We start from the raw sequence: 22,127 nt of genomic DNA, 5'->3' as shown, positions 1-22,127 counted from the left end.
CGAAGCTCATTCCGACCCCTCCCCCGCCCGGGTGCGGCCGAGCGTCAGGAGGAAGTCCTCGTGGCACTCGAACCAGACCGTGTGGTAGCTGTCGACGAGCGGCGAGACGAAGAACCGCTGGTCGTTCTCGAGCTTCTCGAGCGCGGCGCCGAGCCGGGCGCCGTAGCGCCCGTACCGCTCGGCCGCCGCGCCGGCGCGTTCCAGCACCGGCGCGGCCCGGCCGTGCAGCGTCTCGATGCGGTCGATGAGCTCGAACCGCGCGGCGTCGTCGGTGGCGTGCTGCCACTTCGCCGAGACCGTCTTGACCTGGGCGTTGACGGCGAGGAAGCCCTCGTAGTGCTCGGCGATCGCGGCGAGCTCCGCGTCGTCGTGGGCGGCGGCGAGCTGCGCTCCGTGGTGGATGCGACCCTCCTCGGTCAGCACCCAGCCCGGGCGCTTGCGCGAGGGGCGTCGCAGCACCAGCTCGTCCCCCTCGAGCGTCGCGAGCTCGCGCTCGACCTCGCCCAGGGACAGGCCGGTCGCGTCGACGATCGCGGCCTCGGACGCGATGCCCTTGACCCGCACGGCGTGCAGCACCGCGTTCACGACACCACCCCCATCGGCGTGACGGGTCCGGCCGCGGAGACCTCCGACCACGGCCGCTCCCCCGCCTCGCGGCGGATCTCGTCGAGGTCCGCGCGGACGAGCGAGGAGCCGCGCCCGGCGAGCAGCCGGGAGCGCTCCTGGGCGTAGCGGTACATCGCGTCGACCTCCGGGTCGTCGTGGCGCCACTTCACCGACGCCTCGTCGAGGTGCCGCCAGGGCGCGGTGTGCAGCGGGGAGGAGAACGCGCGCGCCGCGGCGTTCAGCTCGTCCTCGGTCAGGCGCCCGGACGAGACCGTCAGGGCCCCCGTCTTGGGCGGCAGGGACCACGATCCGGTCGAGTCCGACAGCCCGCCCGGGTTGACGCGCAGCGAGTAGTCGTGATCGCGCAGGACGTCCCCGGGGACGAACTCCCCGGAGCGCCCGGGCGCCGGCAGGTCGCCGACGCGGCCGCCGCGGCGCCAGACGCCGTAGGTGATGGGGTGCAGGTAGTACTCGCTCTGCCCGCCGCGCAGACCGGACAGCGTCGCGAACTTGTCGACGTACGCGTCGTAGGAGTACTCCTCGTTGTAGATCTCCCAGAGGCGGCGCGTGCGGTCGTCGACGTAGTCCCACTCGGTGTGGTCGTAGACGCCGGCGATCATCGTCAGGTCGACGGGGGCGCGCAGGTACGTCGCGATCCCCGCCTCGACCATCTGCTGGTTGTCCATCGACGCGAACTTCGAGTACAGCTCGCGGGTCGCCCGGTTCACCGCGAGCGTCAGCTCGTCGAACGTGTCGACGAGCTCCTTGCGGGAGCCCATCCCGACCGGGACGTACCGGTCGGTCAGCACGTCGGACGTGTAGAGGCCCACGCCGATGACCTTGTCCTGGTAGGCCTCGGGCGTCGTGTACGCGGTTCCCCAGTCGGTGATCTCGATCCCGACGCCGTCGGTGATGAGCACCATCGACAGGTTCGCGAACGGCAGGTCGGTGCCGACCCCGTCCATCCAGGAGAGACCGCACTCCGTCATGTTGAGGAAGTCGCGGACGTGCATCAGGCGCTGCCCGCCGAGCTGGTAGGGGCCCGACGACGCGAGCCCCGAGCGGCTCTCGCAGTGGATGAGGAAGTTGTACTGCGTGGCGGCGGCGGCGAACCGCTGCGACGCGGTCTTCAGCGCGGCGTCGGCCTCGAAGGCGTCGGCCTCGAAAACCTGCAGCTGGCGCTCCTCGTGGATCTGGGCGATGTCGCCCGCGTCGAGCATCCAGTGGTTGCCCGAGGCCCGGTTGTAGGTCCGGGTCACGCGCTGGTGGAAGTCGACCATGAACCAGAGGTCCTCGAGGTTGTCCTCGGGACGCAGCAGCCCGTTGCGGATCAGCATCGCGCGGCCGTTGAGGTAGTAGGCCAGCGACGACCACGAGTGGATGCGCGAGAACGTCGTGGACACCTCGCGGACCCGGTGCCCGAGGTCCTCCGGGGACATGACCGCCGCGACCTTGCGCAGCAGGTCCGGCCAGCGGTAGTAGGAGTCGATCATGACCATGTCCAGGTAGGGCAGGATCGGGAACAGCTTCGACTCCTGCGCGGTCCGCGTCAGGCAGTTGTGGACGAGCACGTTGTCGGACTTCTGGATCGTGCTGTTGACGAGGATCAGCTGCTCCTCGGTGAGCCGGAAGGAGGACATCAGGCCGTCACCTCCCCGCGGGCGCCGAGCTCCGAGACGTCGCTCCACGCCCGCTCCCCGGCGTCGCGACGCAGCCGGTCGATGTCGGCGCGGCGCAGCGCCGAGCCCTGCCCGGCGAGCAGCCGCGAGTGCTCCTGGTTGTAGCGGTACAAGGCCTGGACCTCCTCCTCCTGCCAGTGGAACTTGACCGTGCGCTCGTCGATCGACCGCCACGGCTCCTCGAACAGCGGCGAGGCGTACTCCCGGGCGGCCGCGTTCATCTCGTCCTCGCTGAGCTTGCCGCGGACGAACGAGTACCTCGTGGACTTCGCGGGCAGCGACGAGGTGCCGACGGCGTCGGCGAGCCCGCCCGCGTTGACGCGCAGCGAGTAGTCGTGGTCGCGCAGGACGTGCTGCGGGACCAGCGACGCGTTGCGCCCGGGGGTCGGCAGCGGGCCGACCGCGCCGCCGCGTCGCCAGACGCCGTAGGCGACGGGGTGCAGGTAGTAGTCGGTGTCCGCCGCGTTCTCGCCGAGCAGCGCGGCGAAGTTGTCGACGTACGCGTCGAGCGCGTACTCCTCGGTGAACACGGGCCAGAACCGGCGGGTGCGCTCGTCGATGAACTCCCAGTCCCGCTGGCGGTAGGTGCCCGCGAGGTGCGGGCCGACGGTCGCGGCCTGGAAGTACGTGTAGATGCCGGCCTCGACCATCTGGTCGTTCGTCATCTCCGCGAAGCGCGAGTAGAGCTTGCGGGTCGCGACCTTCAGCTCCTCGGTCAGCTGGTTGAGCGTGTCCGTCAGGTCCTTGGCGTTGTCCATCCCGACCGGCACGTAGCGGTCGCAGAGGAAGTCGGAGGTGTAAAGCCCCACCCCGATGATCTGGTCCTGGTAGGCCTCGGGGGAGGTGTAGGCGGTGCCGAAGTCCGAGACCTCGATGCCGACCCCGTCGGTGATGAGGACGAGCGTCAGCTGGTTGTGCGTGACGCCGTCGGCGACGCCGTCGAGCCAGCTGAAGTCGCACTCGCCGAGCTTCGTGAAGTCGCGCGTGTGCATCAGGCGCCGGTCGCCCAGGCCGTACGGGCCGGAGGCCTGCAGGCCGACGCGGCTCTCGCAGTGGACGAGGAACGAGTACTGCGTCCCGGCGGCGGTGAACTTCGCCGCGGCGGCGCGCAGCGCGTCGTCGGCCTCGAACGCGTCGGCCTCGAAGACCTGCAGCTGGCGCTCCTCGTGGGACTGGGCGATGTCGCCGGAGTCCAGCGCCCAGACCTGCCCGGAGGCGCGGTGGTAGGAGCGCATGAAGCGGTGGTGGAAGTCCACCATGAACCACAGGTCCTCGAGGTTGTCCTCGGGGCGCAGCATCCCGGCGCGGATCAGGTTCGTGCGGCCGTTGAGGTAGAAGTTCAGCGTGCCCCAGGAGGTGACCTGGGTGGCGCCGCAGACGACCTCCCGGGCGCGCGCACCCATGTCCTCCGGCGAGATGATCTGCGACGCCTCTCGCAGCAGGTCCGGGAACCGGTAGTAGGCGTCGTAGAAGCACATCATCAGGTACGGCATGATCGGGAACAGCTTCGATTCCTGGGCCGTGCGGGTGAGGCAGTTGTGGATGAGCACGTCGTCCGTGCGCTGCAGCTGCGCGTTGAGCAGCAGCAGCTGCTGCTCGTCCAGGCGGAAGTCCGACATCACGCCTCCCCGTCGAGGAGGACGACCTCGGCGCGCGGCTTGATCGCGTCACCGAAGTACGCGTCCACGTTCTGCGCCTCGACCGAGTACGTCACGCGCACGCGCTCGCCGGTGCGCAGCGGCCGACGGGTGCGCGAGCCCATCAGCACCGGGACCCCGAACTCGCGGGAGATGATCGCGAGGTGCGAGCGCACCGTTCCCGCCAGGCAGACGACGCCGTCGAACTCCTCGAGGATCGGGGCGGTCATCGTGCCGCCCGCGTCGTCGATCACGCCGATCGTGCCCTCCGGGACGCCCTCGCGCATGAGCCGGTCGACCTCGCCGACCTCGCGCACCACCAGGACGGTGCCCTCGACGTCGTCGTGCTGGAAGACGTTGTCGCCGTCCGCGACGACGCCCTCCGGCCAGTCGGTGCGCGGCTCGAGCTCCTGCGCCTCGGAGCGCAGCACGTAGAGGTCCGGGCGCTCCTTCAGCGCGATCTCGCAGCCGGCGAAGAGCTTGCGTCCCTCGATCATCTGGAACTGCTCGAAGACCTCCTCGGCGATCCGCCTGCCGTCCTCCTCGGACAGCAGCTCCAGCGTGCGCGGGCCGGTGAAGTCCTTCCAGGGCGCGTCGGGGCCGGCGGCCTCGAGGTTGCGCCGCACGGTCGCGAAGAGCGCCTCGCGGGTGAGCCGGGACAGCGTGCTCGACTCGGGCAGCTTCCACTTCGGGTCGGCCATCGGGTTCGTCATGGGGTTCCTCTCTCTCCTGGTTCCTGCCTGGTCAGCGTGCGGCGGCCATCCGGTCGGCGGCCCAGGGCCGCAACTCCCGCTTGAGCACCTTGCCGGTCGGGTTGCGCGGTAGCGGGTCGGCGTGCAGCAGCACGGCCCGCGGGCGCTTGTAGGACGCGAGCTGACCGGCGCAGTGCTCGCGGATGCTCTCGGGGTCGAGGTCGTCTCCCACGACCACGGCCACCGCCGTCTCCCCCAGCGGTCGTCGGGCACCCCGACCACCGCCGCCTCCCGGATCCCGGGGATCCGGTAGAGGACCTCCTCGATCTCCTTCGGGTACACGTTCAGCCCACCCGAGATGATCATGTCCTTCTTGCGGCCGGTGATCGTGAGGAAGCCGTCGTCGTCGACGACGCCGAGATCACCGGTGTGCAGCCAGCCGTCCGCGAAGGCCGCGGCGGTCTCCTCGGGACGGCCCGCGTACTCGCGCATCGTCGCCAGCGAGCGCAGCAGGATCTCGCCCTCGCCGCGCCGCGCGATCGTGCCGTCGGGGCGCTGCACCGCGAGGTCGGTGACCGACAGCGGCCGCCCGGCCGACCCGGCGTGCGTGATCGCCTCGTCGGCCCGGAGCATCGTCGCCATGGTGGGGAACTCCGACAGCCCGTAGCCCTGGACGATGCTGCAGTCCGGCAGCTCGGCGGCCAGCCGCTCGATGACCGCGCGGGGCACGGGCTCGGAGCCCGACACGAGCCAGCGCAGCCGGGTCCGGCGCAGGCGCTCCAGCAGCGCGGGCTCCTCGAGGAAGCGCCGCAGCAGGGCGGGGACGAAGAACGTGTGGGTGATGTCCTCCCGCTCGATCGTGGCGACGAGGTTCTCCGGCGAGGTCGCCCCGGTCGACATGATCACCGAGCGGCCCCCGAGCATCACCAGCGCGAGGGTCAGGTTGTGGAAGCCGGCCGCCCACGACAGCGACGGGACGACGAGGTAGCGGGTCGTCGCGTCGAGGCCGAGGTCGTGGATCTGGTGGTAGCTGTTCCAGAGGATCCCGTCGTGCGTGTGCGCGGCCGCCTTGGGCAGGCCGGTGGTGCCCGAGGAGTAGTAGAGCGACGCGAGGTCGTCGAGAGCCGGGCCGGCGACGTCGACCCCGGGCAGCGGCGTCCGGAGCAGCGTCTCGTACGCGACGGTCCGGCCCGGGTGGGACACGGCCATGTCGCCGACGGTGACGACCAGCTCGGGCAGCCGGGCGAGCGCCGCGACGGCGTCGGCACCGCGCGCGTCGGCGATCAGGCAGCGCGCCCCGGAGTCGCGGCAGACGTGGTCGATCTCCTGCGGCTGCAGCAGCACGTTGACCGGCACGCAGACCGCCCCGAGCGCAGCGAGGCCGAAGAACACCTCCGTCCACGGGTGGCCGTTGGTGAGGAAGACCGCGACCCGGTCCCCCGGGGCGACGCCCGCCGACCGCAGGCCCTCGGCGAGGCGCAGGCTGCGGTCGCGGACCTCGCGGAAGCTGCGCTGCTCCCCCTCGTGGACGAAGGCGACCTGCTCGCCGGCGTGCGACTGCGCGGTGCGCTCCAGCACGCCGAAGACGTTCCGACTCAGACCCATGCCGACAAGCCTGCTGTGCGCGCCCGGCCCGCGGCGCGCGTGCCGCGCGTGGCCTTGTGCACTTCTCCAGCGCCGGCGCGCACCGACGGACGGCCGGCCGGCTACTCGGTGGCCGGCGCGGCCTTCGGGGCGGGCAGGCGGCCCTGCAGGCGCAGGACGAGCAGGGCCAGCTGGGCGCTCAGCTGCGCGTCGGAGCCGGTGGCGATCGCCAGGCCGGTGAGCTCCTCGATCCGGGCGAGGCGGTAGCGGATCGTGTTCTCGTGGACCCCGAGGTCCGCGGCCGACCAGCGGATGCTCCGCCCGTGCTCGAAGAACGAGCAGAGCGTCAGCAGCAGGTCGCCCGCCACCGAGTCGTCGAGCAGCCCGCCGAGGGTCTCCTCGACGAAGCGCTCCGCCTCGTCGGCGTCCGCGTTGGCGAGGAACATGCGACCGGCGCCGAGGTCGTCGGCGGCGAGCAGGTCGACCGATCCCGCCCGATGGAAGGTGTCGAGGCAGCGCACCACCTGGAGCGCCTGGGTGTAGGCGCGCACGTAGTCGGTCGGCCGCCGGCAGACGGTCGACATCCCCGCGATCAGCCGGCCGTCCGGGTCGAGGGCGGCGAGGGCCGCGGCGGCGACCTCCTTCACGGCGGCCACGCCGGCGAGGGTCGGCCCGTCGGCGGGCGCCTCGACGATCACGACGATCCCCTCGGCCACGCCGGTCGCGATGACCCCGTGGTGGGGCGCCGCGTCGCGGAACGCGTCACCGACCGCGCGGACGTCCGGCAGCGAGGCGGCGTCGCCGCTGCGCGAGGAGACGAGGCAGAGCACGTGCGGCTGGTCGAGGTCCATGCCGACGAACTGGGCGCGGTGCTCGATCTGCGTGGTGTCCGCGTTGCCGCGGATGAGCTCGCCCGCCAGCGAGGCGCGGGCGTTCCACTCGGCGTTCGCGGCGCGCCGCTCCGCGCTCATCTCCAGCGCGATGACCGTGGCGGTACGTCGGCTCATGATCATGTCGAAGCCGCTCAGGCGCGCACCGTGCTCCATGAGCACGAGCGTCGCCCACTGGTCGTCGCGGACGGTGACCGGCGCGACGAGGAAGCGGTTGGGCAGCCCGGCCGAGGGGAAGGGGCCGACGACCGCGGCCTTCTTCGAGGACAGCGCGGCGAGCGCGTCGGCGATCTCCGGCACCTGCACCATGTCGGGGTCCAGGAGTCGCGGGCGGACGGGCGCGCCGCCCTCGGGCGTCTCGGGGGACGCGCACGCCAGGCGCCGGTTCTGCGCGTCGTGGATCGAGCACGGCTTGTGCGTCAGGTCGGTGACGGCCTGGGCGATCTCGCGCAGGTTGCGGCCGTCGAGGACGAGCCCCGTGAGCTTGTCGTCGACCGCGGAGACGCGCCGCAGCACCTGGTTCTGCCGGGCGACCGTGTCGAGCGTCGAGCGCAGGTCGGCGTTGAGCTTCTCCTGCGCGAGGACGACGGCGGCGAGCTCCGCGAACGCGGAGGCGAGCGCCCGGTCGAGCGCCGTGAACGTCATCGCCTGGTCCTCGCCGTCGAGGAAGACGATCCCGATCACCTCGCCCTGGAGGACCATCGGGACGCCGAGCATCGTCACGACGTGCCAGGCGCGCATCGTCGACCGGACGGGCCGCGGGTCGGTGGCCGCGTTCTCGACGAGGACCGGCGCCTGGGTCTCGACGATCTCGCGGGTGAAGCCGTCGGCGTCGGTGCCGCAGGTCAGCTTCTTGACCATCGCGTCGATGTCGTGGTCGGCGTAGCCGACCTGGCCGCGGTAGAGCCCGGAGGCGTCGTCGCGCAGGTAGACGCTGCAGCGCGGCGCGCCGACGAGCTCGCAGAGCTTGCGGCCGATCAGCCGCAGCAGGTCGTCGCGGTCCCGCGTCTCCAGCAGCGCGGTCGCCACGTCCGCGAACGCGCGGATCGCCTCGCGGTAGGCCCGCGAGTCGACGTCACTCCCCATGTCGCCCAGGTCGAGCAAGGGCTCCGCCGGCACGGCGCCGGTCGTTCCACCGTCGTGACCCACAGGACCGTCTCCTCTCTCTCCTGGGAGGCAACGTACCACCCGGGCGAGGCACTTCCGCGACGCTTCGACGCATCTTCGGTCGGGGAGTCGTAGAAACCTCCAAGAGCACGGTCAGCGCAGGAGCGGCAGCACCTGCTCGCCCATCCGCCGACACCACCGCGCCGGCGGCCCGGCGAGCTGGAGCGTGACGTGGTCGACGCCGGCGTCGCGCATCGCGAGGAGCTCGTCCGCGATCTCCGCCGCGCTGCCGATCGTCGCGACCGTGCGCATCGTCTCGGGCGTCACGAACGACTCGAGGTCGGGCGGGGTGTGGACGAGGTAGCCGCGGTAGTTGTCGAGGTGCCGCTCGACCGGGTCGAGCGTGGCGCGGTGCGCCTGGTAGGCGGTGAAGCCGGGACGGAAGTGCGCGGGGACCTCGTCGGCGTGCGCGTGGTTGGCGGTGAGGTAGCGCAGGCGGCTGACGACCATCGGACCGAGCGCGGCGCGGGCCTCGTTGGTCTCGAGCTCCGCCTCGCCCTCGATCGGGTACACGCAGTAGACGGTGCCGATCCCGATGTCCTCGCCGGCGCCGGGCCGACCGGCGGCGCGCGCGCCCTCGGCGAGCCGCTCGCGGGCCTCGCGGACGCGCTGCTCCCCCTCCCAGCGGATCAGGACGACGTCGGCGACCGCGCCCGCGCGTCGCTGGCCGCGGGGACCGAAGGCGGAGATCCAGGTCGGGACGTGCCGGGACAGGTCGAGCCAGCGGCCCTCCGGGTGGATGAAGCGCAGCGGGGCGCGGCGACCGCCCCCGACGTCGTGCTCGACGGTCTCGCCGCGGAGCATCGCCTGCACGATCCGGACGTGCTCGTGCATCTCGTCGAGGGTCGCCGGCTGCCGCCCGACCGACCAGCTGGCGGAGTTGCCGATCCCGATGCCGAACGCCACCCGTCCGGGGGCGACCTTCGCGAGCGTCCCCAGGGCCTGGGCGGTCGCGTAGGCCGGCCGGGCGTCGGGCTGGGTGACGCCGGGTCCGATCAGCACGCGGTCGGTCGCCCGTGCGACCTCGAGCAGCGCCATGTACGGATCGCTGAAGACGAGCGGGCTGTCGTAGACCCAGACCTGGTCGAACCCGGCGGCCTCGAGCAGCCGGGCCTGCTCGGCGACCGCGGGATGGGCATCGACGTAGACCCCGACGTGCATGGGATCGAGCCTCCCGCGCGGGCCGGCCGCCTGTCGGGCCGGATCGCGACGCCGTGGTGGACTCCTCCAACGCGCGCCGCGGCGCGGCTCAGCCGACCTCGTCGAAGGGCAGTGCGAGCTGCGCGTCGTCGTGGGTCTCGATGTTCGTCAGCGCGACGCCGATGAGCGTGCAGCCGCGCTGGGCGATGAGCGGGCGTGCCTCCTGCAGGAGCGAGCGGGCGAGCGCGACCATCGCGTCGGCGTCTGCGGTCGGGCGGGGCAGCGAGCGCGAGCGGGTGGCGCGGCTGTAGTCGCCGAAGCGCAGCCGCAGCACGACGGTGCGGCCGGCCTGGCCGCGGCCCGCCATCCGCCGGGCGATCCGCTCCACCAGCGCGACGAGCGCGTCGTCGAGGTCGGTCGGCCGCGAGCGCGACAGCGCCCGCTGCGCGCCGTAGGAGCGGCGGCCGCGGCGCGGCCGGACGGTCCGGACCTCCCGGCCGTGGGCGATCGCGTCGAGCCGCCGCCCACCGGAGCGGCCGAGGATCGTGACGAGCACCCCGTCCCCGACCCGTGCCGCGTCCCCCACGGTGCGGATGCCGTGCTGCTGCAGGCGCCGCTCGGTCGCCGGGCCGATCCCCCACAGCCGCCCGACCGGGAGCGGGTGGAGGAAGTCGAACAGGCCGTCGGGCTCGACGACGAGCAGCCCGTCGGGCTTGGCCATGCCGCTGGCGACCTTCGCGACCGTCCGGCTCGGCGCGACCCCGACGCTGATCGGCAGCCCGACCTCCTCGCGGACGGCAGACCGCAGCTCGGCCGCCACCGTCCGGCCGTCGCGCGGGTGGACGTCGAGGAACGCCTCGTCGATCGACGCCTGCTCGACCCGGGCGCCGAAGCGGTCGAGGATCGCCATCACCGCGCGGCTGGCGCGCACGTACGCGTCGAAGTCGGGGCGCACGACGACGAGGTCGGGGCACAGCGCCCGGGCCTTCGCGCCGCCCATGCCCGAGCGCACGCCGCGGGCGCGCGCCTCGTAGCTCGCCGCCATCACGACCCCGCCGCCGACGCTCACCGGCCGGCCGCGCAGTGCTGGGTCGTCGCGCTGCGCGACGGAGGCGAAGAACGCGTCGAGGTCGGCGTGCAGGACGGACGGGACGGACACGAACAGATGTTCGCATCCAGCCCGGACGCCGGGCCGCGCTACGCGGCCTGCAGGAGCTTCGGCGCGACCTGCTTCTTACGGCTCATCACGCCCGGCAGCGGGATCGCCCCGCCCTCCACGGAGGCGCCGAACGCGCGCTCGGCGAGCGGCACGTCCCCGGCCACGACGAGGTGGGTGCCCTTGGCGTCGACGTCGGTGACCATCAGCGCGACCAGCCGGTGCCCGTCGCGCAGCGCGCACGCCGCGGCCTCCGCCTCGAGCTCGGCGAAGCGGCCCGACAGGACGTCCCCGACCGTCTCGATCTGGGCGACGCACAGCGTCTGACCGGTCGGGAGCTCGTAGGCCTTGAGGTCACGGCCGAGGATCTCCGCCGCCGCGAGGCCGGCGACGTCGCTGCCCGCCTGGAACATCTCGCGGCCGAACGTCCGCGCGTCGATGCCCAGCAGGCCGGCGAGCCCCTCCACGGCGGCCTCGTCGCGCGACGTCATCGTCGGCGACGTGAGGATCACGGTGTCGGAGAGGATCGCGGCGAGCAGCATGCCGGCGGCCGGCCGGGACGGCTCGTAGCCGGACTGCAGGAACTGCTCGTAGACGAGCGTGCTGGTCGACCCGACCGGGTCGAAGATCGCGCGCACCGGCAGGGTCGTCTCGATCGAGCCGATGTGGTGGTGGTCGAGGATCTCGACGATCTCGGCCTCCTCGATCCCCGGGATGCTCTGCGAGCGCTCAGCGTGGTCGACGAGGATCACGCGGCGCGGGCGCGGGTCGACGAGGTCCGCGCGGGTGACGAGCCCGACCGGGCGGTTCGCGCGGTCGACCACGACGGCGGCGCGGTAGCTGACGTCCTTGATGTCCTCGGCGACCTCGCCGAGCACGTCGCCGGTGTTGATCGTGAGCGGGTCGGGATCGGCCAGCGCCTGGCACGGCGAGGAGAGCCCGATCATCCGCCCGGCGACGTACGTGTCCAGCGGCGTGGCGATGACGGGGATGTCCCGCTCGGTCGCGAGCGCGAGCGTCGCGTCCGGCACCTCGGTGGCGTTCGTGACGACGAGCGCCGAGATCCCGAGCTCCAGCGCGCGCAGCTGCGCGTCGTGGCGGTCACCGACGACCGCGACGTCCCCCTCGCACAGGCGGGTGAGGATCGAGCCGAGGTCGCGGGCCAGGACCCAGATGCGGCCGTGGACCGTGCGGTCCGCCGGGCCGGCGAGGAGCTGGCCCTCGAGCACCTCGGCCAGCGTGCCGACCGCGGTCGCGCCGTAGAGGTGCGACGCGTCGCTGGACTCGCGCAGGTAGCGGCGCGCGAGCGCGCGCTCGGTGAGGACGCCCTGGAGGATGCCGTCGTCGTCGACGACCGGCACGAGGTCCAGGCCTGCCTCGACCATCATCTGCCCGGCGCGGCGCAGCGGCGTGGCGGCGTCGGCACAGGGGAACTCGGTCTGCATCACGTCGCCGGCGCGCACCGAGATGTGCTCGAGCAGGCGCGGGGACTCGGCGCCGCTCTGCTCGAGCGCCCACGTCGTCTGGGGGTTCAGCTCGCCGAGGCGGACGGGCACGTACTCGGTCGCCGGGTCGAGGCGCGACTTCAGCTCGGCGTAGCCGAGCGCGGCCCCGATCGAGTCGGTGTCCGGGTTGCGGTGGCCGGACACATACACGCGCGGGCGTACCTGGGTGGTGGTGGCATCGGTGGACGTCACTGGACGCAGCATCCTACGGCCGACGGCGGTCCGCCTGCACCGTGGCGCACCGCTGCCGACCGGTCGGTCAGGTTCGCGCAGGCGTACTCCGCGCCGGACGGATGTCCGGTCCAGGGCCGACCGCACGGCGCCGATCTGCGACAGATGACGGATCTCGCTCCGGGACGCGGAGCGCGCGCTCAGCACCATCGTCGGGTCGCCGCACGGCTCCGTCGCCTCCAGGCCGCAGGCGCCTCCCCCGAGGAGCTGCGCGCCGCGCTCGACGACGAACCGGCCTCGGAGCGGGCATGGCGACGCGGTGACGAGGGGGAGGAGCGCCTCGGCGCGCTGCTGGGCGACTGGGCGGGCACATGCGGCACCGGCGTGCTGCACGATCTGGTGATCCCCGGACGTGGCGGCGCCAACATCGACCACGTCGTGGTGGGACCCGGCGGAGCGTTCGTGATCGACGCCAAGGCGTGGGCCGGCGCCGTCGACATCCGGGCGACCGGGGTCTGGACCGGACGATGGAGCCACCGTCGCGCGCTCGAGGGCATCCGCGAGCAGGTCGCCGTCGTCCACGGAGCCCTGCGGGCGGCCGGAGCGGGCGACACGCCGGTGACGGGCGTCCTGTGTCTCGTCGACGACAACCCGGGCACGCCACGTGGGGAGCTGCTGCGCGTTCACGGCGTCCTGGTCGGCGGGCGGGCGGCTGTTGCACAGCTCACAGTGGCGGACGGCCCGCTGACCGACGAGGGGATCACGCAGGTCTTCCGCGCGCTCGACGCTTCGATGCCCGCACGCGGCGGCGCGCGGCCCCCGAGCGCCTGCCTGCGCGGCGCGTCGGCGCCGCGCGTGGCGGATGCCCCCGCTCGCGGGGCGCGTCGGTCGGGCAGCCCGCAGAGCTCGACTCCGCGGCGCCGCGCCCGGGGCCGCGGGCGCCGCCGAGGACTGGCCGTCGACCTGTGCCTGTTCGTTGCCGGTCTCGGGGCCCTCGGGGCGGTGCTCGAGCCGTCGCCCGGCCCGCCACGACGAAGTACGCCGGTGAGCGCGGCCGAGGTCGCCTCATGGGTCTCGGACCTCGACCGCCGGGTGCGGGCGACGACGAGCACGCCCCTGCGGACGATGGCGACGCGGACCACCGAGGCACGGATCCATCTGCGCCTGCGGGGTCCCGGATGCGCGTTGCGGATCAGCATCAACCGCTGGACCGCCCGGACGGCGGCGGACGCGGTGATCGTGCCGGGCGCGGGCTGCTGAGCCCCCCGACCGTCGGGACCGGTGACGCTCTGCCCCCCGATCGTTTGACTCCTAATTATTGCCCGTCGTAGATTCGGGTCATGCTCACCTACGGATTCGAAGTGGAGAACCCCGTCCGCTACGGCGTGGCCGTCGAGGTGGCGCTCGACGAGATCCGCGCGGCCGCGGCCGACGACCACGAGCTCACGCGCCTGCGGCGCGCGGCGGAGGAGGCGGGCGCGACCCGCACCGAGATCGCCGCGGCGATCCGCGAGGGCCGCGGGCTGCTGCACTGACGCCGGTCGGCCTATCGTTGGGACGGTGCCGACCGTCCTCGCGCACCCGACCTGGACCGCGCTCGCCGACGCGCACGCCACGCGCGTCGACGGCCTGACCGCCGCCCACCGACAGCGGGCGGCGGCCGGTCGCGCCCACCCCGTCGAGGACTTCCTCTTCACGTACTACTCGCTGCGGCCCGGTCAGCTGCGTCGCTGGCACCCGGGAGCGGGCGTGGTCCTCATCGGTCCCCCGGACCTCCCGGCCCTGCGCGAGCGCGCCGGCTGGCGCTGGCACCACCGCGTCGAGGTCGACGGCATGACGGGCGTGACCCTCGACCTCGACGCCTACCTCGCCGACCGGGGCGGGGCGCGCGACCACATCGTCGCGCTGCTGCAGGCCACCGCCGGGCGGCCGCCGCGCCTGGGCTGCTTCGGCCTGCACGAGTGGGCGATGGTCCACGCCCCGGGCGCGGAGGGCCGCCGCCACGCGAGCTGGCCGCTGCGCCTCGGCCAGGAGGGCACCGACCGCGTCGTGCGCGAGTCGCGCCTGCGCTGCACGCACTTCGACGCCTACCGGTTCTTCACCGCCACGGCACGACCGCGCAACGACCGCGAGCTGACCCGCGCCACCCAGGTCGACACCGAGCAGCCCGGCTGCCTGCACGCGACGATGGACCTCTACAAGTGGGCGTACAAGCTCGGGCCGCTCGTCCCGAGCGCGCTGACCGCCCGCTGCTTCGCGCTCGCCCGCGAGGTGCGCGAGCTCGACATGCGCGCCTCCCCGTACGACCTCACGGCGCTCGGGCTCGCGCCCGTGAAGATCGAGACGACCGAGGGCCGCGCCGAGTACGTGCGCCTGCAGCAGGACGTCACCGCGCGCGGGCAGCAGCTGCGGGCCGCCCTGCTCGACGCGTGCACGACCCCGGTCGTCACCGCCGCCTGACCACCCCGCCCCGCGCACCGGGAGGAGGGCCGCCGCGTGACCCGGTGGGCGACCGGTCGCGACGTTCGCGTGGGACGAGCTTCGCGACACCTTCCCTGAGGTCTCGCCGCCGGCCGGGGAGGGAAGCGGCCGACTCCACCGGATCCACGCGGCGGCGCCGGACGGGTGCCCGGCGGCGCGGACCGCAAACACGCGATTGGCCGTGCCCGGTCCGGGAGCAGCAGCTCGTCCTCGACCCCGTCCGTGAGCGGGCGCTCGTGCCGCGCGAACGCGTCGGTCGGTCGAGACACCCGCGCACACCCGCGTCCGCGCGTCGGCGGCCACCGGCCCGGGTAGCCGACCGCCGATCGCGACCCCACGACCGAGGAGCACCCATGGCCAAGGACCACGGAGCCAGCGTCAAGGACGACGAGCTGTACGAGGCGCTGCGCGAGGACGGCGCCAGCAAGGAGAAGGCCGCCCGCATCGCGAACGCGAAGGCGACGGGCACCGACGTCAGCCGCAAGGGCGGAGCGGCGCAGGACTACGAGGACCGGGCCGTCGAGCAGCTGCGCGAGCGCGCCGCCGAGCTCGGCATCGAGGGCCGCTCGGACATGCGCAAGGACGAGCTCATCGAGGCGCTGCGCGACCACTGAGTCGGGTCGGGGTCGCTCTCGCGCTGCGGTGCTCCCGGGAGGCCCGACCCCGCGCGCGGCCCCGCCCACGTCGGCCCGAGCGCGTCGCGACCTCGGGTCCGGGCGTCCGGTCGCCCCGCGACCCCGCGGCCGAAACGAGACACCGCTGGAGCGTCTCCCCCGCGGTGTGCGAGCCTCGACATGTGCCACCCGGCACGATCCGCCGTCACCGGAGGGTCGCACTCGGGACACCCACCACCGAGGGGAACGACCATGGACACCGCCACCGCCCGGCGCCAGGAGCTGCTGCTCCTGCGCCGCTACTGCGACACCGGGGACTTCCGTGCTCGCGACACCGTGATCGAGGGCGCCATGCCGCTCGTGCACACGGTCGCCGCCCGCTACGCGAACCGCGGGGTCGACCACGAGGAGCTCGTGCAGGTCGGTGCGGTCGGCCTCGTGAAGGCCGTCGACCGCTTCGACCCCGACCGGGGCCTGGCGTTCTCGAGCTTCGCGGTCCCGAACATCGCCGGGGAGATCCGCCGATGGTTCCGCGACCACAGCCACGCCCTGCGGCTCCCGCGCGACGTGCAGGAGCACGCCGACGAGCTGCGCAGCCACGCGGAGGCGCTCACCACCGCGCACGGACGGCGCCCCACCCTCGCCGAGCTCACGCAGGCCAGCGGGCTCCCCGCCGCCGTCGTCCTCGAGGTGCAGGCCGCCACGCACGAGGTCCGTGTCACCTCGCTCGACGCCGCGGTGACGCAGGACGCCGACGCCGTCGCCCGGGTCGACACCATCGGGGACGTCGACCACGGCTACGAGGTGGCCGAGGTCCGGACCCTCGCCCGGACCGGGCTGGCGGCGCTGCGGGATCGCGAGCGGCTGATCGTGCGGCTGCGCTACGAGGACGGCCTGACGCAGTCCGAGATCGCGCAGCGCGTCGGGATCTCGCAGATGCACGTCTCGCGGCTGCTGCGACGCGCGATCGAGGACATGCGCGAGACGCTGGACGCCGACGCCGGCTGAGCTGAGTCGTCCATCGGCGTCGCGCCCGGCCGCGTTTGTCGGGCGCGGGACCGGGCACCCGCCCCCCATGAACCGCATCGTGTACCTGACCGCGCTCGGCCTCGCCGGTCCGTCCCACGTGCGCTGGGACGACGTCCGCCGCATGCTCATCGGGCGGTAGCCCGTGGCGACGACCGAGACCGTCGTCGACGCCACCGTCGCCGACACGTTCCGCGTCCTCAGCACCGCGCACCTCTACCCGGAGTGGGTCGTCGGCGCGAACGCGACCGCGCGCGGCACCCGGGTCGTCATGGACGAGGGCCCCGGGGACCTGGCCAGTCGGCTCGTCTTCAACCCGCTCGCCGACCTGCTGCTGCGTGGACGCAACGTCGAGGCACTGCGTCGCCTCAAGCGCATCGTCGAGACGCGGGCCGGGACCGCGCCGACGCGGGCGTGAGCGGTGGCCGGCGACCGTCCGCCGCGACCGGTCGCCGGTGCACCCACGTCACACGTCGGCGTGCACCGCGCACCGATGCGGGCCCGCGACCGCCCGGAGGTGCCCCGCGGGGCGGGCGCGGCGTTCGGTCTGCGGCACGGGCTGGTGGGGATCGGCGGCTGGCTCGTACCGCCACCGTCGACCCTGGTCGAGGCGGTGCTCGCCCTCACCGCGACGGACGGCGCCGCTGCCGCGCAGCGCCTCGCGCGGTTCGCGGCGCTGCCGGACGGGGACCTCGTGTGGACGCGCGACGTCGACGGGACGTTCCGCGTGGGACGCGTCACGGGTCCGTGGCGGTACGTCACGGCGCCGGCGGCCGACCGGTGCGGGATCCACCACGTGCGAGCGACCGGCTGGGCGCCGCGCGCCGTCCCGCACGACACGGTCCCCGCCGCGGTGCTCGCGGCCTTCGCGCGCGGCGGGCTGAACCTGCAGCGCATCCGTGCCGCCGACCCGGTGGCGTCGGAGACGTGCCTCCTGCGGGCGGGCGGCGACGTCGGTCGGTGACCGCGATCGTCCGGGTCAGGACGGTCGCGAACGCCACCCAGGCGGCGTAGGGCACGAGCAGCAGCGCGGCGCGCGGCGCCGGCCCGCGCAGCCGCGCGACGAGCGCGACGGGCGTCGCCGGGGCCAGGTCAGGCCTCGCGCAGCACCCGCTCCGGCGCCTGCGGCTCGGCCATCGCCCGGCGCATGTCCTTCAGCGCCTGGCGCAGCAGGCGCGAGACGTGCATCTGGCTGATGCCGACCCGCTCGGCGATCTCCGACTGGGTGAGGCCGTCGTAGAAGCGCAGGTGCACGATGCGCCGCTCGCGCTCCTGCAGGACGCGCATGCCGCCCCGGAGCGCCTCGAGGTCCTCGACGCGCGCGTAGCCGGTCTCGGTCTCGCCGTGACGGTCGTGACCGCTGGCGTCCTCCCCGATCTCGCGGTCGAGGCTCTGCACGTCCTGGCGCTGCTGCGCGACGAGCGTGTCGAGCACCTGGGCCATCGTCATGCCGGCGGCCTCCGCGAGCTCGGCGGTCGTCGGCGGACGCTGCAGGGTGCCCTCGAGCTCCTGCCCGGCCTTGTGCAGGGCGGCGGAGCGCTCCTGGATGTCGCGCGGGAGCCGGACGGTGTTCCCCTTGTCGCGGAAGTGCCGGCGGATCTCGCCGGCGATGTTCGGCACCGCGAAGGAGGTGAAGGAGATGCCGCGCGACGGGTCGAAGCGGTCGACCGCCTTGACGAGGCCGACGGCACCCGCCTGGACGAGGTCGTCGTACTGCTCGCCGCGGTTCTGGTATCGCCGGGCGACGTGGTGGACGAGCGGCATCGTGCGCTCGACGACCGCGTCACGGGCCGCGAAGTCCCCGTGCTCGTGGTAGCGACGCAGGAGGTCCTGCTCACGGGCGCGGCCGTGTCCGCGGGGTGCTGCGCTGGTCTCGTGCACGTCGTCGCTCCTGGTCTCCGGTAGGCCTGGTTACACCCTTCCCGGGGAGGTCCGGGCGAAACCCCGGCGGACCGGATGCCTCGTTTCGGCGACACCGGGCACACTGCATCCCGTGGAGTCCCGCACCGCCTTCGAGCTGACGCTCCCGGCACACGCCGACGCGATCACGTGCGTGCGGCATCTGCTCGAAGGTCTGGAAGGCCGCTGGGACGTCACCCGCGAGCAGCTGGACGACATCCAGATCGCGACGATCGAGGCGTGCACGAACGTCGTCATCCACGCCTACCGCGACCGCGAGCCCGGCCTGCTGGAGGTGCACGGCGGCGTCGACGACGGGCACCCGACGATCGCGGTCCGCGATCACGGCACGGGCATCGTCCCGCGGACCGACTCCCCCGGTCTCGGCGTCGGGCTCCCGCTCATGGGTGCGCTCACCGACGACCTGCACATCGGCGTCGCCCCGGACGGGGCGCACGAGGTCCGCATGCGCTTCCCGCGGCGGCCCACGTGACCGACCCGACCATCTCGCGCGCGCGCCTGCAGGTCGCGTGCGGTCCCCTCGCGGACGCACTCGTGCCGCGGTTCGTCCGGGCGCTCGCCGCGCACACGACGCTGGGCATCGACCGCGTCGAGGAGGCCGTGCTCGTCGGCGAGGCACTGGGCCGACACTGCGAGGCGGTCCTGCCCGGGGGGTCGCTGGAGCTGGCGGTGCGGATCGTCGACGGGGGCATCGAGCTGCTCGCGGGGCCGTTCGACACCGGCGTGCCGCACCGGCTGCTCGACCTCGACGCCGGCGACGGTCGCGTGCTCGCCGGTCTCGCGGCGACCGAGGTGCGCACGGGCCGCGACGGCCGGCAGCGCCTGCACCTGCGGGTCGTCTGACCCTGGGCGCTTCGCGGGCGGGCCCGGGGCGTGCGGACGTCAGTCCGTCGCCGGGGCGCTGCCGCGCTCGATCTCGAGCACCGTGTCGAGCGCCATCAGCTCGAGCACGCGCAGGACCGCCGGGGTCGGCGCGCGGAGGATCAGGCGGCCGCCGTCGGCCAGCCGCTCGGTACGGAGATCGAGGATCACGCGGATGCCCGTGGAGTCGACGAACCGCAGGTCGGAGAGCTCGAGCACGAGCGCGATCCCGCGTCCGCCGTCGCCGATCGCCTCGTCGACCGCAGCGCGGAGCCTGGCGGTCGTCGCGAGGTCCAGGTCGCCGGCCAGGCGCAGCTCGACCTCGCCCTCCCGGGGCGCGGCGGCGGTGACGGAAAACCAGACCTGGGGACCCACGACACGTTCCATGCAAGCGCACCTCGTCCGCGGTCGTGCGAACTGAGACGCCGTGCGATCCGAAATGTGACAGGTCCACGTTTCAGGCGCCAGGAGCGTGGCATGAGGGTTTCCATGACGGCTTCCGACCGCCGCGACGTCGTGCGCAACCGCTCCGCGATCCTCGACGCCACGATCTCGCTCCTGGACGACGGCGAGACGCCGACGGCCGGGGCGGTCGCCTGGCGCGCGGGCGTCGCGCGCGCCACGGTGTACCGGCACTACCCGACGATCGCCGCGCTCGTCACCGAGGCGGAGGAGACCCGCGCGTCGCAGGTCCGCCCGCCCGCCGCGGACGCCCCCTCCCCCGCCCCGCTGGACATCCCCGCGCTGCTGGACCGCGTCGCCCCGCCCCAGCTGCCCGAGCAGATCGTCGGCGAGGCGCAGCGCTACAGCCGAGCGCGCGCGGTCGCCCTGTACCTCGTCGACATCGGCGGGACGCGGCTGCTGCGCGCCGCGGGCTCGCTGGAGTTCCCGGAGGAGATGGTGGTCCGGCTCGCCGCCGGCCCCGAGATCCCCGCCGAGGGCGTCGAGGCGCTGCACGAGGCGGTCTCCGCGACGCTGCCGTCGGTCACGATCGCCCCCATGGTCGTGCGCGGCCGCGCCACCGGCGCGCTGCTCGCGCTCGACGCGCAGGACGCCGGCCTGCTGCAGGAGATGGCCCGGCACGCCGGGATCGCCCTGGCGATGAGCGAGCCGTTCAGCGACGTGATCGCCGCGTCCCGGCGCCGCAAGGAGACCACCGCCGCCGCCGAGACCCAGCAGCTGTGCCTGCCGCCGCGGCTCGCGCGGCTCTCGGGGCTGCGCCTCGCCGGGGACGTCCTGCCCGCCTACGAGAACGGCGGCAACTGGTTCGACCACGCCGAGAACCAGGACGGGGCGTGGATCGCCGCGGTCGACACGCTCGGCTCGGGAGCGCGGGCGGCGGCGACGAGCGCCGTCGCGCTCGGCGCGCTGCGCGCGGCGCGGACCGTCGGCTCCACGCCGCGGGACGCGATCCAGCACATGGACGCGGCGATCCGCGGCATCGGCGGCGACGAGGTCCGCTGCTCGGCGTTCGTCGCCCGCTGGCACGCCACCACCTCGACGCTGTTCTGGGTCGCCGCCGGCGACCTGCACCCCGTGCTCGCCGACGCGGAGGGCCGGCTGACCACCCTGCGCGACCACGCGCTGCCGCAGCTGGCCACCGACCCGCTGCCCGAGACGATCCCGACCTCGCACCGGGTCGTCCGGCCGGACGAGCGCATCCTGCTGCTGTCCGACGGCGTCAGCGGGCTCGGCGGCGCGCCGCTCTCGGCCGCGGCCCTGCGCGAGCTCGCGCGACGCTCGCGCGGTGCGAGCCCGGCGCGCACGCTCAGCCTCATCCAGGGCGCGATCCGCGACGCCGCCGGCGAGGACCTCGACGACGACGCGATGATCGTCGTGCTCGCTCCCGCGAAGGGCGTCTCGTGAATCCATGTTTGCCCCACGCCGCTGCGGGCACCCCCGCGTCCGTGGCCACTGCGCACTGCCCACACTGCCTGCTGCCGATCGGCGACGACGCCGACGGCCCGTTCCCGGCCCAGCGGATGCGCTGCCCGCACTGCCGGCTCGGGATCGCCGCGGGCCGTGCCCGCACCGACGTCGACCCCGCGACCGTGAGCTCGGGCAGTGCGGCCGGCGTGCTCGCCAACGCGGCGCGGCGCGAGGACGCGGAGGCCGCCGACCCGCTCGTGATCGCCGGGGCGCTGCGCACCGTCGCGGCGCGCGTGGAGGTCCCCGTGGCGCGGCTGCGAATGCTCGACTACGAGCGGCTCAGCGCCGCCGACGCGGAGCTCCCGGCGCTCGCGTCCGTGCTCGCCACGGCGGGCAGCTGGAAGAAGGCGCGTCAGGCGGCGGCCGACGCGCTCGCCGCCGACGCCTGAGCGCCCCGCTCCGTCATCCGGCCGGCGGCCTCGACGGCGTCGTCGGAGGCGCCGGCCGGACGGTGCGGGAGGCTCATCGCCGCCTGCGACGGACGCCGACGACGACCCCTGCCGCGGGAGCGGCGACGATGCCCGCCCTCGCTGGGTCGCCCGCGACGCGCCGGCGAAGGCCACCCGGATCGGGCGTCGCCTCGCGCACGTGGTGGAGCTCGTCGGCCGTCCGAGCGCACGCCGGTCTCCGCGGCGAGCTGCTCGCCGGTCCCCGGCGAGCGCTGACGGACCGCTCCGCGGCGGACGGAGCGGGATCGGCGGTGTCGGACGGCATGGCCCCCGTATCGCCGGGGCGGCGAGCGGCAAACCCGGGTGGGGTGAGGTGTGTCGTGCGTCCCACCGGGTACGCGCAGCACATGGATCCCCAGCCCGACGCCGCCCGTGCGGCCGCCGCGGCGGCCATCCCCGTGCCGATCCCCGGCTACGACGACCTGCACGCCTGCCAGATCCTGCCGCGCCTCGAAGCGCTCGACGCCGAGGAGCTCGCGCGGATCGAAGAACGCGAGCGCGCCGGGCGCGCGCGGCCGGACGTGCTGGCGCGCGCCGAGCAGCTCCGTGCGCGGCGCGAGCACGAGCGGCGACTCGCGCGCTGAGCGGCCGGGCGCCCACGGGTCGGCCGCTCGCGGCGC

General features: G+C 74.1%; 22 protein-coding genes and 2 pseudogenes. 12 read left to right on the top strand and 12 right to left on the bottom strand.

Annotated features, from left to right (window positions below):
• Window positions 1–6: 6 nt before the first annotated feature.
• From GKE82_RS19340 to GKE82_RS19305, 9 genes and pseudogenes are all read right to left on the bottom strand, one after another.
• Window positions 7–585, bottom strand: a complete 579-nt coding sequence (locus GKE82_RS19340; protein ID WP_154734445.1) for a hypothetical protein — start codon at window positions 583–585, stop codon at window positions 7–9.
• Complete coding sequence (locus GKE82_RS19335) at window positions 582–2,246, bottom strand: hypothetical protein (RefSeq protein ID WP_154734444.1); 1,665 nt, start codon at window positions 2,244–2,246, stop codon at window positions 582–584. The genes GKE82_RS19340 and GKE82_RS19335 overlap by 4 nt, the downstream gene beginning before the upstream one ends.
• On the bottom strand, window positions 2,246–3,904 hold the full coding sequence (locus tag GKE82_RS19330) for a hypothetical protein (RefSeq protein WP_154734443.1): 1,659 nt from the start codon (window positions 3,902–3,904) through the stop codon (window positions 2,246–2,248). Before GKE82_RS19330 ends, GKE82_RS19335 begins: the two co-directional genes overlap by 1 nt.
• Entirely contained in the window at window positions 3,904–4,209 is a 306-nt protein-coding gene (locus tag GKE82_RS31615) for a PEP-utilizing enzyme (protein WP_375337050.1), read from the bottom strand. The genes GKE82_RS19330 and GKE82_RS31615 overlap by 1 nt, the downstream gene beginning before the upstream one ends.
• A gap of 457 nt (window positions 4,210–4,666) precedes the next feature.
• Window positions 4,667–6,219, bottom strand: a pseudogene (locus GKE82_RS19325) (class I adenylate-forming enzyme family protein).
• A 101-nt stretch (window positions 6,220–6,320) separates the two neighbouring features.
• Window positions 6,321–8,174, bottom strand: coding sequence for a GAF domain-containing protein (locus tag GKE82_RS19320; RefSeq protein ID WP_196189335.1), 1,854 nt, complete (start codon window positions 8,172–8,174; stop codon window positions 6,321–6,323).
• A 174-nt stretch (window positions 8,175–8,348) separates the two neighbouring features.
• On the bottom strand, window positions 8,349–9,416 hold the full coding sequence (locus tag GKE82_RS19315) for an LLM class flavin-dependent oxidoreductase (RefSeq protein ID WP_154734440.1): 1,068 nt from the start codon (window positions 9,414–9,416) through the stop codon (window positions 8,349–8,351).
• An 88-nt stretch (window positions 9,417–9,504) separates the two neighbouring features.
• A complete protein-coding gene (gene dinB, locus GKE82_RS19310; RefSeq protein WP_196189334.1) occupies window positions 9,505–10,554 on the bottom strand; it encodes a DNA polymerase IV in 1,050 nt (349 codons plus the stop codon).
• Window positions 10,555–10,592: 38 nt separating this feature from the next.
• A complete protein-coding gene (locus GKE82_RS19305; RefSeq protein ID WP_196189333.1) occupies window positions 10,593–12,248 on the bottom strand; it encodes a putative manganese-dependent inorganic diphosphatase in 1,656 nt (551 codons plus the stop codon).
• A gap of 144 nt (window positions 12,249–12,392) precedes the next feature.
• Here GKE82_RS19305 and GKE82_RS19300 point away from each other — a divergent pair, with 144 nt between their 5' ends.
• The 7 genes from GKE82_RS19300 (at window position 12,393) to GKE82_RS19270 (ending at window position 17,312) form a co-directional block, all read left to right on the top strand.
• A complete protein-coding gene (locus tag GKE82_RS19300) occupies window positions 12,393–13,487 on the top strand; it encodes a nuclease-related domain-containing protein (RefSeq protein WP_154734437.1) in 1,095 nt (364 codons plus the stop codon).
• Window positions 13,488–13,567: 80 nt separating this feature from the next.
• Window positions 13,568–13,762: a hypothetical protein gene (locus GKE82_RS19295; RefSeq protein ID WP_154734436.1), complete on the top strand. Its 195-nt coding sequence runs from the start codon at window positions 13,568–13,570 to the stop codon at window positions 13,760–13,762.
• Between the two features lie 25 nt (window positions 13,763–13,787).
• A complete protein-coding gene (locus tag GKE82_RS19290) occupies window positions 13,788–14,687 on the top strand; it encodes a hypothetical protein (RefSeq protein WP_230316230.1) in 900 nt (299 codons plus the stop codon).
• Window positions 14,688–15,061: 374 nt separating this feature from the next.
• Window positions 15,062–15,322, top strand: a complete 261-nt coding sequence (locus GKE82_RS19285) for a Rho termination factor N-terminal domain-containing protein (RefSeq protein ID WP_154734435.1) — start codon at window positions 15,062–15,064, stop codon at window positions 15,320–15,322.
• A 252-nt stretch (window positions 15,323–15,574) separates the two neighbouring features.
• A complete protein-coding gene (locus tag GKE82_RS19280) occupies window positions 15,575–16,330 on the top strand; it encodes a SigB/SigF/SigG family RNA polymerase sigma factor (protein ID WP_196189332.1) in 756 nt (251 codons plus the stop codon).
• 163 nt (window positions 16,331–16,493) lie between these two features.
• A complete protein-coding gene (locus tag GKE82_RS19275; RefSeq protein ID WP_154734433.1) occupies window positions 16,494–16,766 on the top strand; it encodes a hypothetical protein in 273 nt (90 codons plus the stop codon).
• A gap of 75 nt (window positions 16,767–16,841) precedes the next feature.
• A complete protein-coding gene (locus GKE82_RS19270; protein ID WP_154734432.1) occupies window positions 16,842–17,312 on the top strand; it encodes a GAF domain-containing protein in 471 nt (156 codons plus the stop codon).
• 16 nt (window positions 17,313–17,328) lie between these two features.
• Here GKE82_RS19270 and GKE82_RS31610 read toward each other — a convergent pair.
• Together GKE82_RS31610 and GKE82_RS19260 are read right to left on the bottom strand one after the other, a co-directional pair.
• Window positions 17,329–17,403, bottom strand: a pseudogene (locus tag GKE82_RS31610) (tryptophan-rich sensory protein); the annotation flags it as partial.
• Window positions 17,404–17,440: 37 nt separating this feature from the next.
• Window positions 17,441–18,229, bottom strand: coding sequence for a SigB/SigF/SigG family RNA polymerase sigma factor (locus tag GKE82_RS19260; protein WP_309233709.1), 789 nt, complete (start codon window positions 18,227–18,229; stop codon window positions 17,441–17,443).
• 112 nt (window positions 18,230–18,341) lie between these two features.
• Between GKE82_RS19260 and GKE82_RS19255 the strand changes: the two genes are divergently transcribed.
• Both GKE82_RS19255 and GKE82_RS19250 read left to right on the top strand, forming a co-directional pair.
• Complete coding sequence (locus tag GKE82_RS19255) at window positions 18,342–18,740, top strand: ATP-binding protein (RefSeq protein ID WP_196189331.1); 399 nt, start codon at window positions 18,342–18,344, stop codon at window positions 18,738–18,740.
• Entirely contained in the window at window positions 18,737–19,111 is a 375-nt protein-coding gene (locus GKE82_RS19250; RefSeq protein WP_154734430.1) for a hypothetical protein, read from the top strand. Before GKE82_RS19255 ends, GKE82_RS19250 begins: the two co-directional genes overlap by 4 nt.
• Window positions 19,112–19,150: 39 nt before the next feature.
• On the opposite strand, the gene GKE82_RS19245 is transcribed toward GKE82_RS19250, so the two are convergent.
• A complete protein-coding gene (locus GKE82_RS19245) occupies window positions 19,151–19,516 on the bottom strand; it encodes an STAS domain-containing protein (RefSeq protein ID WP_154734429.1) in 366 nt (121 codons plus the stop codon).
• A gap of 102 nt (window positions 19,517–19,618) precedes the next feature.
• On the opposite strand from GKE82_RS19245, the gene GKE82_RS19240 reads away from it, so the two are divergent.
• The 3 genes from GKE82_RS19240 (at window position 19,619) to GKE82_RS19230 (ending at window position 22,091) form a co-directional block, all read left to right on the top strand.
• Window positions 19,619–20,995 (top strand): PP2C family protein-serine/threonine phosphatase, encoded by a 1,377-nt coding sequence (locus tag GKE82_RS19240; RefSeq protein WP_196189330.1) that lies wholly within the window; start codon window positions 19,619–19,621, stop codon window positions 20,993–20,995.
• Window positions 20,996–21,036: 41 nt separating this feature from the next.
• Entirely contained in the window at window positions 21,037–21,447 is a 411-nt protein-coding gene (locus GKE82_RS19235; protein ID WP_154734427.1) for a hypothetical protein, read from the top strand.
• A gap of 407 nt (window positions 21,448–21,854) precedes the next feature.
• On the top strand, window positions 21,855–22,091 hold the full coding sequence (locus GKE82_RS19230) for a hypothetical protein (protein ID WP_154734426.1): 237 nt from the start codon (window positions 21,855–21,857) through the stop codon (window positions 22,089–22,091).
• Window positions 22,092–22,127: the final 36 nt, after the last annotated feature.

This window comes from Conexibacter sp. W3-3-2 (genome assembly GCF_009707605.1).
GTDB lineage: Bacteria > Actinomycetota > Thermoleophilia > Solirubrobacterales > Solirubrobacteraceae > Paraconexibacter > Paraconexibacter algicola.
This window is presented reverse-complemented; position numbering and strand designations above follow the sequence as displayed.